Source organism: Mesobacillus boroniphilus JCM 21738 (genome assembly GCF_000517385.1).
Classification (GTDB): domain Bacteria; phylum Bacillota; class Bacilli; order Bacillales; family Cytobacillaceae; genus Mesobacillus; species Mesobacillus boroniphilus.
Genome location: NZ_BAUW01000012.1, coordinates 11127 through 24507, shown reverse-complemented (window position 1 = coordinate 24507; position 13381 = coordinate 11127). Strand labels below are relative to the sequence as shown.

Annotated in this window: 15 protein-coding genes; 11 read left to right on the top strand and 4 right to left on the bottom strand. The window is 41.2% G+C overall.

The features are described from left to right. Positions 1 to 91: 91 nt before the first annotated feature. Positions 92 to 901, bottom strand: a complete 810-nt coding sequence (locus tag JCM21738_RS24210) for a LysM peptidoglycan-binding domain-containing protein (protein ID WP_052019582.1) — start codon at positions 899 to 901, stop codon at positions 92 to 94. 237 nt (positions 902 to 1138) lie between these two features. Here JCM21738_RS24210 and spxA point away from each other — a divergent pair, with 237 nt between their 5' ends. The 3 genes from spxA (at position 1139) to JCM21738_RS05815 (ending at position 2438) form a co-directional block, all read left to right on the top strand. Continuing rightward, on the top strand, positions 1139 to 1534 hold the full coding sequence (gene spxA / locus JCM21738_RS05825; RefSeq protein ID WP_023614567.1) for a transcriptional regulator SpxA: 396 nt from the start codon (positions 1139 to 1141) through the stop codon (positions 1532 to 1534). Positions 1535 to 1612: 78 nt separating this feature from the next. After that, a complete protein-coding gene (locus JCM21738_RS05820) occupies positions 1613 to 2035 on the top strand; it encodes an RrF2 family transcriptional regulator (protein ID WP_023614566.1) in 423 nt (140 codons plus the stop codon). A 70-nt stretch (positions 2036 to 2105) separates the two neighbouring features. Next, a complete protein-coding gene (locus tag JCM21738_RS05815) occupies positions 2106 to 2438 on the top strand; it encodes an IDEAL domain-containing protein (protein ID WP_023614565.1) in 333 nt (110 codons plus the stop codon). A 43-nt stretch (positions 2439 to 2481) separates the two neighbouring features. On the opposite strand, the gene JCM21738_RS05810 is transcribed toward JCM21738_RS05815, so the two are convergent. Next, entirely contained in the window at positions 2482 to 3231 is a 750-nt protein-coding gene (locus JCM21738_RS05810) for a L,D-transpeptidase family protein (RefSeq protein ID WP_023614564.1), read from the bottom strand. Positions 3232 to 3478: 247 nt separating this feature from the next. Here JCM21738_RS05810 and JCM21738_RS05805 point away from each other — a divergent pair, with 247 nt between their 5' ends. From JCM21738_RS05805 to JCM21738_RS05790, 4 genes are all read left to right on the top strand, one after another. Beyond that, positions 3479 to 4246: a DUF421 domain-containing protein gene (locus tag JCM21738_RS05805; RefSeq protein ID WP_023614563.1), complete on the top strand. Its 768-nt coding sequence runs from the start codon at positions 3479 to 3481 to the stop codon at positions 4244 to 4246. A gap of 498 nt (positions 4247 to 4744) precedes the next feature. After that, entirely contained in the window at positions 4745 to 5050 is a 306-nt protein-coding gene (locus tag JCM21738_RS05800) for a hypothetical protein (protein ID WP_035209044.1), read from the top strand. A gap of 101 nt (positions 5051 to 5151) precedes the next feature. After that, positions 5152 to 5463 carry a hypothetical protein gene (locus JCM21738_RS05795; protein WP_023614560.1) on the top strand — a complete coding sequence of 104 codons (312 nt, stop codon included), beginning with the start codon at positions 5152 to 5154 and terminating at the stop codon, positions 5461 to 5463. Between the two features lie 21 nt (positions 5464 to 5484). After that, on the top strand, positions 5485 to 5994 hold the full coding sequence (locus tag JCM21738_RS05790) for a hypothetical protein (protein WP_035209042.1): 510 nt from the start codon (positions 5485 to 5487) through the stop codon (positions 5992 to 5994). 33 nt (positions 5995 to 6027) lie between these two features. Here JCM21738_RS05790 and JCM21738_RS05785 read toward each other — a convergent pair whose 3' ends face one another. Continuing rightward, positions 6028 to 6966 carry an endonuclease I family protein gene (locus tag JCM21738_RS05785; RefSeq protein ID WP_023614558.1) on the bottom strand — a complete coding sequence of 313 codons (939 nt, stop codon included), beginning with the start codon at positions 6964 to 6966 and terminating at the stop codon, positions 6028 to 6030. Between the two features lie 139 nt (positions 6967 to 7105). Then, a complete protein-coding gene (locus JCM21738_RS05780; RefSeq protein ID WP_023614557.1) occupies positions 7106 to 8152 on the bottom strand; it encodes an NAD(P)/FAD-dependent oxidoreductase in 1047 nt (348 codons plus the stop codon). 174 nt (positions 8153 to 8326) lie between these two features. Here JCM21738_RS05780 and JCM21738_RS05775 point away from each other — a divergent pair, with 174 nt between their 5' ends. From JCM21738_RS05775 to JCM21738_RS05760, 4 genes are all read left to right on the top strand, one after another. Beyond that, positions 8327 to 9172, top strand: a complete 846-nt coding sequence (locus JCM21738_RS05775; protein ID WP_023614556.1) for an ABC transporter ATP-binding protein — start codon at positions 8327 to 8329, stop codon at positions 9170 to 9172. Next, positions 9123 to 10046, top strand: a complete 924-nt coding sequence (locus JCM21738_RS05770; protein WP_023614555.1) for an iron-hydroxamate ABC transporter substrate-binding protein — start codon at positions 9123 to 9125, stop codon at positions 10044 to 10046. Before JCM21738_RS05775 ends, JCM21738_RS05770 begins: the two co-directional genes overlap by 50 nt. Positions 10047 to 10312: 266 nt before the next feature. Continuing rightward, positions 10313 to 11293, top strand: a complete 981-nt coding sequence (locus JCM21738_RS05765) for a FecCD family ABC transporter permease (RefSeq protein WP_439645987.1) — start codon at positions 10313 to 10315, stop codon at positions 11291 to 11293. Beyond that, positions 11290 to 12297 (top strand): FecCD family ABC transporter permease, encoded by a 1008-nt coding sequence (locus JCM21738_RS05760; RefSeq protein WP_023614552.1) that lies wholly within the window; start codon positions 11290 to 11292, stop codon positions 12295 to 12297. Before JCM21738_RS05765 ends, JCM21738_RS05760 begins: the two co-directional genes overlap by 4 nt. Positions 12298 to 13381: the final 1084 nt, after the last annotated feature.

Genomic DNA, 13381 nt, shown 5'->3' with positions numbered 1-13381 from the left:
TAAAAGACCGCTAAATGGCGGCCTCTAAGCTATTGCAATTTACTTAAATCATAATACTGAACAGTTTTTCCATCACGATCGAACTGGATGATCAATTTGTTCTTATTAATTGATAGATGAATTGTCCGCAAGTCGCGCTTTCGTAGCAGGAGACGTCCTTTACTTCATTAGGGTAACCATATATATCAATAACCCGGCTTTTGTCTTTCGGAAGGGAGCTGAGCTTTAAATATTCCGGATAGACTTGCAGTCCAAACACTGAGCCATTCTCCATGTTAAAATTCACCCGAACTCCTGCACCTTCGCCATTGTAGTACAGTGACCTGATATTCAACTGGTCCTCCGTTTTTAAAGGTTTTCCGAATTCCTGCAGAAGCTGACTGTAAGTGGAACCAACGTGGACATCAAGGACATGAAGATTCTTACTTGTTACAATATAGGCATCTTTAATCCCGTTTTTGCTCAACAGCTCTTTTTGTTTCTCCGCATTAGCCTTTTTTGAAAAAACACCAGCCTGGATGCGGTAATAAGTTTTATCATTAATGACCTTCGTAATGACCGTAGCTTCTATTCCTTTCTTTTTCAGATTAGCGATTTGCTTTGTTGCATTGTCTTTCTTGGTAAAAGAACCTCCAACAACTGCATACATCGGCTCTGATTCTGTCACGCCAGGGAGCATCAACTTTTGGCCAATATAGATGGTATTGTTCTTTAAACCATTGAAATCCTTTAACTCCTGGACAGTCAGGTTGTGTTTTTTTGAAATGCTGTAAAGTGTATCACCTTTTTTAACAGTCAGAGAATGGTCATCTGCATAACCAAACCCGTTGGCGAAAAAGAGTAATGAAACCATCAACAAGATGCCCAACCCGAGCTGTATCAAACGTTTTGTTTTCTTCATTTTTTATCACCTCAAATAGTTTGACGAGATGATGGCAACAGAGTTTCGAAGGGATAAGCCTATTTTTACATGGAGGAAAAAATGGGTGGTTAAAAGGGGGAACCCTTGAAACTACTATTGACATTGCTAACTGTAAAGTTTAATATTACAGTATCGGTATTTTCATATCTAAAAAGATTTTATTGTTGTTTATCTGTAATTTTTATTTTTACAGTTAGACGGAGGAGCTGTTGATTAATGGTTACTTTATATATCACTTCAAGCTGTGCGTCTTGCCGGAAAGCAAAAGCCTGGCTGCAGGGACATCAAATTGCTTTTATTGAAAGAAATATCGTATCTGAGCCACTTACTGTTGATGAAATCAAATCGATTCTTCGATTGACAGAGGATGGAACGGAAGAGATTATTTCTACGAACTCAAAAGCCTATAAGCAGCTGGATTTGGATATTGACTCTCTTCCGCTGAATCAATTATATGAATTGATCAGAAGAAATCCGCAAATGCTGCGCCGCCCGATTATCCAGGACCATAAGAGGCTGCAGGTTGGCTATAATGAAGAAGAGATTCGCAGCTTCTTGCCGCGCAAGCTACGTACATTTACTGCCGCTGAGTGGGATAGTATCGCGAACTAGTTGCTTTTGCTTTAAATTGGACTGGATGAAAGGTAATATATAGCATAACAAATAGTTGCTTTTGTTAGGAGGCAGGCAATGAACAGCGATTTTACCCTGGCCATTCACAGTTTAACCCTGCTTGCACTGCAGCCGGACAGAATGTCGACAAGCGAAGCCATCTCAGAGAGTGCAGGGGTTCATCCCGTGCGGATCCGCAAAGTGCTGGGCTTGTTAAAAAAACATGGATTTATCAAATCAAAAGAAGGAACCGGCGGCGGCTTCATTTTTGCGCTCGATTTAAATGAAGTAAATCTCTGGGATATATATAAGCTGACCTCCGAAGGTGCACTGCAGCCAAAGTGTCCTGACTCTAATGAAAAGTGTGTGGTCGGAGCGAATATGCACAAGGTTCTGTTTGCTATCTTCCTCGGTGCCGAAGAACACTTGGGAGAATATTTAAAGCATTATTCTATTAAAGAAATAGTGGACCTGGTAAAAGAAACGAACTGTTGTGACTAAGGAGCCAACGACTTCTTGGCTGGTAAATGTAATGAAAAATATTACAGATTAAATGAATGAGGTGACTTATATGTTGTCCAATAATAACAGTATTTTAAAAGTAGGCGATTGGGTAAAGGGGAAATCCCGGGATGGTGAATTATTCATCGGATATATAGAGTCCCTAGATATTCTGGACGAAAAGGTTAATGCAACGATTACATCAAGTGATGATGAATCCATTGTTGGCAAAATAATTCCAATTTCCACAAATGGAGTAAAAAAATTGCCTGACCCTAAAGTGAAAAATAAGGCACAAATACAAAATCTGATTGATTTAGCGCTTGCAACTGGGGATGAAGAATGGTTCCTGGAGCTTTCTGAAAAGCTGAATTCGATGAGAGAATTAGTCAAAGGTGTGTAAATTGAAGACGGTCCTTCCTATTAAAGGAGGGACCGTCATTTTGCTATTTAATTCCTAGCGCCTTTTTGGTTGCTGGCCCGGCGACACCGTCAACTTTTAGTTTCTTCGCTTTTTGGAATTTCTTTAATGCTGCTTCCGTAGCTGGGCCGAATACACCGTCGATTCCCATAGTGCTATATCCTTTGTTGTTCAGGGCCTGCTGCAGCTGTTTTACTTCAGGTCCTCTCATGCCTTTTTTTAGGACAGTGCTTGTTGGTGCAGCGATGACTGGTACTGCAGCCTGGCCTGTAACTTTATATCCGTTCGCAGATGCGATGGCGTTAAAGGACTTATTGGAAGAGGTGATGACAACAGGAGTATTGACTTTCACCTGATCATAAAGCCACTGAACCTCGTTATCATACATCCGGACGCAACCAGCACTTACATATCCGCCGATTGATTTAGGATTATTGTTGCCATGGATGGCATATGTTGTTCCCCATGTTCCTCTCGCGTTAATTCCTAGCCATCTGTCGCCAAGCGGGTTCCTAGGGTCACCGCCTGGTATATTCCCGCTGTAATAAGGGCGATTCTTGATTTTGTTGACGATTTTGAACGTGCCCTCGGGCGTATAAGAAGCTTTCCGCCCAGTTCCCACCTTAAACGTTTTTACCAGTTTATTATTTTTGTAATAAGCCAGTTGATTGTTAGACTTATTGATGATAATCATATCCCCGCCAGCAGCCTCTGCAGGTGCCTCAAAGAACAACAGCGACAATAGAAGCATCATCGAAACCAGCAACTTTTTCATTCCCCAACCCCTTGATTTCATTTGCAGGCCCATTTTGCCGAAATGGTCTTGGGCCCTACAATATAAAAATCGTATTTTCACCTTTATAAACGATTTTTTATCATAAAAGTTACATATTTTACCGTTATGTGGGAATAAAACATTTGACAAAAAAATCGAGTTATTTGTCGTTTTATGGAGTTTTTTCGAAAAATAACGGTTCAACTTTCGCAATTCTTCCCATAATGAGAAGGAAGGAGTGGGAGTGTTGAATCATTATTTATCAATTGCCGTAGAGTTGGCGAGTGGATTTGTATTTCTTTTTATCATGACGAAGTTACAAGGAAAGACGCAGTTCTCCCAGATTACGCCGTTTGACTTTATTTCGGCAATCATCCTTGGTGAGCTGGTGGGAAATGCCATTTATGACCATGAGGTTAAAATAGGGGAAATTGCCTTTGCCGTTACCTTGTGGGGAGTGCTTGTTTATGTTACTGAGAGTGTGACGCAAAAGTTCATATATTCCCGGAAATTGCTAGAGGGTGAGCCGAACATTGTCATCCGCAAAGGAAAGATTAAATTCGAGGCTTTAAAAAAAGCAAAGCTGGATATCAACCAGTTACAGAGTCTTGTAAGACAGCAGGGCTACTTTTCACTACGCGAAGTAGAATACGCGATCATCGAAACGAATGGAATGGTCAGTGTCCTGCCCAAAGCGGATTATGACACGCCTAAAAATAGCGATATGAAAATCAAAGCAGAAGACCCAAGCTTGCCAGTCAACATGATCCTGGACGGAGAAGTAGTTCGCGAAAATCTAAAAGAAGCTGGCTTGGATGAACAGTGGCTGGAAAAAGAATTAGAGAAGCAGAAAATCCATCATGTTGAAGATGTACTATTAATTGCTCCATGGGTAACGAATGTTTCATATGTATACATAAAAGACCTCCATGCTTTATTGTCCAAGGATGTTCATAAAATAGGACTTATCTTCTTAGTGTATAAAATAAACTATGGTAGAGTAATTGGCATTTAAAAAGGCTGAAACCAAAGCTTCTCCCAAGCGTATTAGATATTATTAATACAAGGGAGTTAACTATTGGGTTACTTTGAAAGAGTTAAAGAAATTCAGCAACTTCAATGTGAGTTATTTATTGATTATTGGTATTCGTATATTGGTCTTATTTTATTGGGAATAGTCCTATTCCTTTTATGGATTATTAAGAAACAGAAATATTGTATTGAAAGGGAATGCTAGTATACATATAAGAATATAAGTCTCGTCTAAATCTTATGAAATGGTTTGGATTCAATTGAGAATTAATAATCAGATATTTATTGAATGGACAATCGCAAGAGTTTACGAAGACTTTTCTTTTACAAAGGGGAATTAGCATATTTGCTTTTTCTTCGGTTTCTGCAGGTAAAGCAGAAACTACGACAGAATTCATAGAAACAGGGGAAGAAGTAGAGGTGGAGGAAGGCGCTCCATAGATCTTTATATATGAGACGCTGGAGCTATGGTTGACGCAAGATGCCTCGGATTTGTATTTCAAAAAATCCAGCGCAAAAAAAAAGTGTGGAAATGGAAGGGCCACTGCCGATAAATGTCCGTGTCTGGATCAAAGAAGTAAAATCAATCGACAGAAAATATACCCATCTAATTACAGTCTACTTGCCATATGATAAAGTAATTGTTGATGGTAAAATACCAATGAAAACCGCTGATAAATTCACCTACGCCGTCAACGCAACACAACTTCCAGTATGTCATGATAAAGATGGTTTTAAAGATTGTGTTAAACTGGTCAATTCTTATCATAAAGTGATTTCTAAATAAACCATTCATGCTGGCCTGTATGCTAAGACAGAACCAGATTTATATGATGGTTCTGTCTTTTTTATAAGATAAAAATGAAAATTTAAGGAAAGGATGTCTATATGAGTAATAAAAAATTTTCAAAAGCCGAAAGGGAAAGGAATCGCGAAATCGTAGGAAGCTATCATAAAAAATTGACTGAAGATGAATTGCAGGGTTTATTCAATGATTTCATGCGCTGGAAAAATGGTGATATGCCTTATTATGACTTGACGGAAAGAATCCATGAATTTCATAAGGTGAATCAAAAAATTTGGAGTAAGTTTAACTATAATGGCTGGGACGACTTTTTGCTTGTGCTTGAGGCGAAAAAGGAACTTGATCTTCTAACAGAAGATGAGAAGATAGAATTTGCGCATTGGTTGCGAGATTAATAGGATCGGCAGGTAGTGGAATTGGCGAAGCAAAGAAAAAAGACTAAAAAAGAGAAGCAGAGAAGCCAGGAAATCCGCAGGCAAAGAAAAAGGGAGAGGGAAAAGGCCCAGTTCGAATTTGAATTGGAGTCTGATGAGACCTTTGCTTTTATTGCCGGATACACGGAAGGCGGTGTGCCATACGGTGTAACACACGAAGAAATGGCAGAGATCGAGAAGTTAGAGAAGCTCGATTTTGGCTTTCAATTCTTTGAACTTGAATTCGAAGATGATTGGGCAGACTCATTTATCGATAATGATGAATTTGATTTTGAATATGAGTGGCTAAACCCTATGGATAGAGAGTTGGCAGTTCAGTTGCTTGTGGAACAAGAGAAAAAACCTGTAATTTGGGAGAATAGTGATAGTTATGATCCGTCGTTTGATTGGGATAATTATTTTGGATTGAAGGGGAAAGAGGATACGAGGGAAGAGTTGATTCATCATCTTAATCTTTTTGACTTGTTAAAAGAGATGAGGAGAAAAAGATAAAATAGGCTGAACCAATACATATCGGTTCAGCCTTTACCATGGAAAATCAATCTTCTCCGCCAATTCCGGAAAATCGATGAACGGGTTGCGGTTTCCCTGGATGTAGTAGATGGCTTGATTGCGGTGCTGTTCGTAGAGTGTGGGCGGGAATACTTTGTTCCAGCGGACGAGCAGCGGGATATCGACTTTCTTTTTGAATTCGTTTCTTACTCTTTTAGGATATCTCAGGAAAAAATAAAGCATGGCCCGGGCGGAGGCTCCTTTGCCGTGCTCAGGTTCGAACTCGAAGCCAGTTGTGACTCCGCAGTTATTCTGAATTGGCTCATCGTCACGTTCCGGATTGTAAAAATCAAAATCGGCAAATTGGTAGTTCGAGCGCGAGATGTTGCAATCTGGGTCGCAGACAAACAGATGGTGAAGGTCGCCTTTCATCGGCTCGGCACCTTCAAACCAGGACTGCGGCACAATATGCTCGGTGTTCATCTTGAAATGGTTCTCAAAAATCTTCAAATCCTTGATCGAATCAAAGCCATTCACCTGAATCTTGCGTGATCGCCGTCTGAACTCATCGTATTTTTCCCTCAGTGTTTCGTTATCCTCAATCAACAATGACTCCGGATCCTTCTTTTGGGAGGAATAGACACTCTTTGCAGAACCATCCGGATATAAATCGACCCATGTGTACAAATACAAATCCTTTGCCAGGAAGTAGGGCAGCTGATTTTTATGAGATTGGAATACGATTGTATGGAATTTGTAGAAGAGGGCGAGGCCCGACAAATCCAGCTTCTGTGCGCCCCGGTAATATTCCTTGATGTCCAGCTCATCCTGGTCTGGATCATAATAGAGCTGTTGGTTACTCTGGATGTTTCGCCGGTTTTCCTTCAGGATTGTCAACAGCTTTTTCAGATCAAGCGAATCGTACTTATGGTCCCAGCGGTCTTGACGTTGCTGTTTTTTATATTTAGACATAAAAGTCTCCTCATTCTTGTTATCTTTACAACCATTTTACCCCTTAACGGTATGTCCTTCAAAGTCCTTGAATGGGAATGGACATAATTCAAACAAGAGTGGGAAAACCCTCCCGCAGGATAGGATTCTCATCCCTAAATCACTTGATCAGCTGAAGAATCATTTCCTTGTTTCTCTCTGAAAAAACTTTATTGTGCGATGAGACCATTGCGGATTGAGAAGCTGCCGGTTCGATGAACTGTTTTGCTTTATTGACTGCGTTGGCTGCATCCTGGAAAGTCCCTGCGATTAGATTCAATTTGCCTTCGTGCTTTAATATATCTCCTGCTGCATATAAGCCAGGTACGGATGTTTCGCTTGTTGCTGTTCCGTCGATGTAAAAACCATCAATCAACTTCGGTTCAAGTTCACTATTTTGCAGCAATGATGCGTCCTGATCAAAACCATGATTGACGAGGACATCGTCAACAGCAAGACGCAGGACTTCACCTGTATTCTGATTGGTTATTTCGACATGTTCAATTGATGACCGGCTCTCGTCTGCAAATAGGTTGGTAATGCTCGAATGAAACACACATTCTACAGAGCTATTCATCAGCTGGGTCACTTGAGATTCATGGCCAGAGAAGCAATCTCTTCTGTGGACGAGATAAATCTTTTTAGCAAGAGGTTCGAGTGCGTTCGCCCAATCAATCGCAGAATTGCCGCCTCCGGAAATGACAACCGTCCGATTCTTAAAATATTTGAGAGAATTGACCATATAGTGGAGGTTTGACACCTCGAATTTTTCCGCTCCCTCAAGTTTTAGTTTCTGAGGTTTTAAGATTCCGCTTCCGATCGCAACGATGACGGATTTCGAATAGTGAATCTCTCCCGAAGCACCTTTTAGGAAAAAGAATTCCTGATCCTTGCTGATGGATTCAATTTTTTCATTCAAGACAACTTCAGGGCTGAAAGTCATCGCCTGTTCCTTTAATTGCTGGATTAACTTCGCTCCGGTAATAGGGCCAATGCCGCCAACATCCCAGATCACTTTTTCCGGATAGACATGAATCTTTCCTCCAAGGTCTGGCTGCGCCTCGATTATCTTCGTTCTCATCTCACGCAAACCTGCATAAAACGCCGAATAAAGTCCGGCAGGTCCGCCGCCGATAATGGTAAGGTCAAAGATTTCAATGTTTTCCATGGGAAACACTCCTATTAGTGTATTGAGTTAGATATTTATAAAAATATGACGGAAAAATAAATAATTCACAAATCTGTCATTGACTGAATAAATTAATAGCTTTATAGTATACATTGTAAACGACATTGATAATCATTATCAACGAGAAAATGAAAAACTTTGGAGGAATGATGAATGGTCCGCTTATACACAGACCAATTGAACGTGGGATACGGGGAAAAAACAATCGTGAATAACCTGACTTTAGAAATCCCCGATCAGCAAGTCACGATTATCATTGGCCCAAATGGGTGCGGCAAATCGACTTTGTTAAAATCGATGTCACGAATCATTCCCCATCAGTCTGGCTCGATTTACCTTGATGGTTCGAGTATCTCTAATGAAGATACGAAAAGCCTGGCGCGAAAGATGGCCATTCTTCCACAAACACCTGAAAGTGCAGCCGGCCTGACGGTAGGGGAATTGGTGTCGTATGGACGCTTTCCTTATCAAAAGGGATTTGGGAGGCTGACGAAAAAGGATATGGAAGTCATTAATTGGGCTCTTGAAGTGACAGGAACGGAGAGTTACAAATACGAGCCTGTCGATTCCTTGTCCGGCGGTCAGAGGCAGCGTGTCTGGATCGCACTCGCGCTCGCGCAGGAAACGGAAATGATATTCCTTGATGAACCAACGACCTATCTGGACATGGCGCATCAGCTTGAGATTCTCGAGCTACTGCAAAAGTTGAATAGGGAGCAAGGCCGGACGATTGTCATGGTGCTTCACGATTTAAACCATGCGGCCAGGTTTGCTGATCACCTGATCGCCCTAAAGGCGGGAAGGATTGTCAAAACAGGAACAAGCGAAGAAGTCATCAACAAGCCTGTTCTCAGGAAAGTATTCCAAATTGACGCTGAAATCGGGAGAGATCCACGTACGAATAAACCGATTTGCATCACGTACAACTTACTAAAAGGAGAAGAAGAAAATGAAGAAATTACTTATGCCATTCCTGCTTATGCTGGTGCTCGTTCTTAGTGCTTGCGGAGGCGGAGAGACCACGGAAAAAAAATCAAGCGACGAAAAGAAAGAAGATACACCAGAAACGATCACTTATCAATCTGAAAATGGTGCTGTAGAAGTACCTGCAAACCCGGAAAGAGTCATTGTCCTTTCTTCTTTTGCAGGAAATGTGATGGCCCTTGATGTGAACATGGTCGGTGTTGACGCATGGTCAAAAATGAATCCGCGTTTTGATGAATTGATGGACGTGGAAGAAGTGACAGATGAAAACCTGGAGAAGATTATTGAATTAAATCCAGACCTGATCATTGGTCTATCTAATATCAAAAATGTCGATAAGCTGAAGGAAATCGCGCCTACTGTGACTTTCACATACGGTAAGCTAGGTTATCTTGAGCAGCACCTGGAAATCGGCAAGGTTTTGAATAAAGAAAAAGAAGCTCAAGAGTGGATCGATAACTTCAAGGCAGATTCTAAAGCGGCTGGCGAAGAAATCAAAGCTAAAATTGGTGCAGACGCAACTGTTTCTGTTATCGAAAACTTCGACAAGGAACTATACGTATTTGGCGACAACTGGGCAAGGGGAACCGAAATCCTTTATCAGGAAATGGGATTGAATATGCCTGAAAAAGTGAAGGAAGCAGCTCTAGAACCTGGGTACTATGCAATTTCCCCGGAAGTACTGTCTGAATACGCTGGTGATTATGTTGTGTTCAGCAAGAATGCAGAGGGAGATACGTCCTTCCAGCAAACCGAGACTTATAAAAATATTCCTGCAGTAAAGAATAACCGTGTATTCGAAGTGAATGCGAAGGAATTCTATTTCAATGATCCTCTAACACTTGAATATCAACTGGAATTCTTTAAAAAGTCATTTCTAGAACAATAATAATTAGCAGGAGGAATTCTTAGGAATTCCTCTTCTTGCTGGATATGAAATGGTAAAAATGATTCAGTTGGGGATAACAATATGGGGTATCTTAAGCCAGCTCCAGCGCCTAGCCCCTCGAGTCGCTTCGGTCCGCCCAATGAAGTCAAAGAGCGACTTCACTGGTCAGCCCTCCAGCGCTTGTCGGGGCTGAACGAGGCGCTTACGCTTTTTAATACTATCAGAAAGATGAGATGCATATGATCAACCAAAACAGCTCGCTACCCATGCTTGCCAGATTTGTTGCCGGGATCCTCATTCTGGTCGCAAGCTTCATGACGGCAATGGTCTTCGGAGCAGCAGATACGACTGTCAAGGAGATTTGGCTTGCGATTACTTCAACCGTTAAAACAGATACAATAACCATGATCAGGGAAATCAGGCTCCCAAGGGAGGTTGCAGCAGTTTTCGTTGGTGCTGCCCTTTCTGTTGCTGGTGCGATCATGCAGGGTTTGACGAGAAACCCGCTTGCTGACCCGGGATTGCTTGGTTTGACGGCTGGAGCAAATGCTGCATTGGCACTGATTATGGCGCTCAGTCCTTCGGCCGGTTATCTCGCCATTACATTTGCATGTTTTATCGGGGCAGGTGTCGGCGTCATACTCGTTTTTGGAATTGGTGCCTTGAAGAAGGGCGGATTCTCCCCTTTGCGAATCGTCCTGGCCGGAGCCGCGGTCTCCGCCTTTTTGTTCGCGGTAGCCGAAGGAATCGGTTTGTATTTTAAAATTACTAAAGATGTCTCGATGTGGACAGCAGGGGGCCTGATGGGAACATCTTGGACTCAGCTGAAAATCATTGTGCCGTTTATCCTGGTTGGAATGCTGGTTGCATTTTACCTATCAAGGCAATTGACGATTTTGAGCTTGAGTGAAGAAGTAGCAGTAGGACTTGGCCAGAAGACAAACTTAATTAAATTGGTATTATTCATCGTTATTGTTTTACTGGCAGGGTCTTCGGTAGCGCTAGTTGGGAACATGGCCTTTATCGGGCTGATGGTCCCGCATATCGTCAGGATGATCGTCGGCACAGATTATCGATTCGTTTTGCCGATGTCAGCCTTATTCGGCGCGTCGTTCATGCTGATCGCAGATACGCTCGGGCGAACGATCAACGCTCCTTATGAAACACCAATTTATGCAATTATTTCCGTGCTCGGACTGCCGTTCTTCCTGTTCATCGTCCGTAAAGGAGGGAAGAGCTTCATATGATACATCCGTCCATTATCAAAAAGCAAAGGTATATTGTTTTGACCTTGTCTGCTTTAATAATTTTAACGATCGTAGTCAGTCTGGGATTGGGCTATTCCTCCGTATCGTATAATCGGATCTTGCCGACGATATTCGGAAATGGCACCTTCAAAGAAGAGTTTGTTTTGTTTTCGATCAGGATGCCGCGAATTATCGTGACAGTTCTAGCTGGTATGGCGCTGGCACTTTCCGGAGCGATTTTGCAGGGATTAACAAGAAACGATTTGGCTGATCCGGGGATCATTGGGATAAATTCTGGGGCAGGATTAGGAATTGCCGTGTTCTTTCTCTTTTTCCCAATCGATGCCGCTTCGTTTGCGTACATGCTTCCACTGGTCGCGTTCGGTGGTGCTCTGGTGACCGCGATTCTGATTTATTTATTTTCCTATAAAAAAGGAATCGGACTACAGCCTGTCAGACTGATTCTTGTCGGTATCGGTTTTTCAATGGCACTTTCCGGAGCGATGATTGTCATTATTTCAGCAGCAGAAAGGCAAAAAGTCGATTTCATCGCACGCTGGCTTGCCGGCAATATCTGGGGAACAGACTGGCCGTTTATACTGGCGCTCCTGCCATGGCTGCTGACCCTGGTTCCGTTTACGCTTTATAAAGCCAATCGCCTAAACCTTCTGAGCTTAAGCGATCCGGTCGCGATAGGTGTCGGAGTATCAATGGAAAAAGAAAGAATCGTCCTGCTTTTAACAGCAGTTGCATTAGCCGCTTCGGCCGTGTCGGTAACAGGCGGGATTGCTTTCATCGGATTGATGGCCCCGCATCTTGCAAAAGCACTGATAGGTCCAAGAAACCAATTATTCCTTCCAATCGCAGTGCTGATCGGCGGATGGCTGTTATTGTTCGCAGACACTATCGGCCGCAATCTCCTTGAACCAGAAGGGATCCCGGCAGGAATCATGACTGCATTAATTGGTGCACCGTACTTTGTGTACTTGCTTTTAAAAAAATAGATGGCTGAGACCTGTGCTGAACTCAGGAGTAAGGGCGTGGAAACTAGACTTTCCACGTCCTTTTGCGTATATCCCAAAGGGTTAAAGGCTAGAATCCGGCCATAGGTACTGAATTTCGCTATACTGCCATTAAGTAACCTTAATATGTCCGCAATTTGTCTAAACAGTTTATAAATTAGAAAAAATAGTAGTATTTTCATTAGATACCGTGTATTTAAGTCATTTATGCATAAATTAATACAAACAATTAAAGATGGTGACTATATGCAAACGGTTGGGCTTTTTTTGATTTTAGCAATATTATCACTTATTTCCTTGTATTTCTTGATAAAGAAAATGAACGTCACGAATATCTTGGGCTGTTATTTTTTATCCAATATTCTTATTACAAATACAGGTTTGATCATTAATCTGAATTTAAAATTAACAAAGCAAGACCCATCAAGTGAATTAATTTTTTGGACCCAAAAATACCTGAGTTAACCCTCAAGCCAGCCTTACTTTTATGGTTAATTTATATTTTGTTCTCTGATAGAACTATTTTTAGTAAAACAATCTATTCATTCATCTTTTTAACAGCACTTGTTTCAATTGAAATATATTTCGTTCATATTAAATATTTGGAATGGGTAAATTGGAATGTATTTTATTCGTATTTAAGATATAGTCTTATTATTTTATTATTGGCTATCTACTCCTTTTATTTAGAAAAACTGATTGATAAGGGCAAAGAGGTGAAAACGATATGATTTTACCTCTTCCTGACAAATTTGACGCAAATGAAATATTTATTATCTCTTCCACAGTGCTTACTTTTGCCCTGATGTTTAAATTACCTAGCACTTGTCTGCTGTAACCATCACTATCATTTGGACATTTAACATCTTTCTAGCTTTGACAGCTGACATAACACTTAGTGTAAAACCTTATGAATTATATTTTACGATCGACCATAAAACCCATGAACTATTTGATGTATTATTGCACTTTTTAACGTATCCAACTCTGCCTTACTTTGTAGTAAACTTTTATCAATATAACAAGCCCAAAGGTTTAAAGAATCTTTCTTATATTGTTTTTTGGT

Excerpts from the sequence above, each read along its gene's own strand:
- JCM21738_RS05775 (WP_023614556.1), top strand. The coding sequence starts at position 8,327 with ATGGTCCGCTTATACACAGACCAATTGAACGTGGGATACGGGGAAAAA.
- JCM21738_RS05760 (WP_023614552.1), top strand. The coding sequence starts at position 11,290 with ATGATACATCCGTCCATTATCAAAAAGCAAAGGTATATTGTTTTGACC.
- JCM21738_RS05820 (WP_023614566.1), top strand. The coding sequence starts at position 1,613 with ATGAACAGCGATTTTACCCTGGCCATTCACAGTTTAACCCTGCTTGCA.
- JCM21738_RS05815 (WP_023614565.1), top strand. The coding sequence starts at position 2,106 with ATGTTGTCCAATAATAACAGTATTTTAAAAGTAGGCGATTGGGTAAAG.
- JCM21738_RS05800 (WP_035209044.1), top strand. The coding sequence starts at position 4,745 with ATGCCTCGGATTTGTATTTCAAAAAATCCAGCGCAAAAAAAAAGTGTG.
- JCM21738_RS05810 (WP_023614564.1), bottom strand. The coding sequence starts at position 3,231 with ATGAAAAAGTTGCTGGTTTCGATGATGCTTCTATTGTCGCTGTTGTTC.
- spxA (WP_023614567.1), top strand. The coding sequence starts at position 1,139 with ATGGTTACTTTATATATCACTTCAAGCTGTGCGTCTTGCCGGAAAGCA.
- JCM21738_RS05785 (WP_023614558.1), bottom strand. The coding sequence starts at position 6,966 with ATGTCTAAATATAAAAAACAGCAACGTCAAGACCGCTGGGACCATAAG.
- JCM21738_RS24210 (WP_052019582.1), bottom strand. The coding sequence starts at position 901 with ATGAAGAAAACAAAACGTTTGATACAGCTCGGGTTGGGCATCTTGTTG.
- JCM21738_RS05795 (WP_023614560.1), top strand. The coding sequence starts at position 5,152 with ATGAGTAATAAAAAATTTTCAAAAGCCGAAAGGGAAAGGAATCGCGAA.
- JCM21738_RS05770 (WP_023614555.1), top strand. The coding sequence starts at position 9,123 with ATGAAGAAATTACTTATGCCATTCCTGCTTATGCTGGTGCTCGTTCTT.
- JCM21738_RS05780 (WP_023614557.1), bottom strand. The coding sequence starts at position 8,152 with ATGGAAAACATTGAAATCTTTGACCTTACCATTATCGGCGGCGGACCT.
- JCM21738_RS05765 (WP_439645987.1), top strand. The coding sequence starts at position 10,313 with ATGCTTGCCAGATTTGTTGCCGGGATCCTCATTCTGGTCGCAAGCTTC.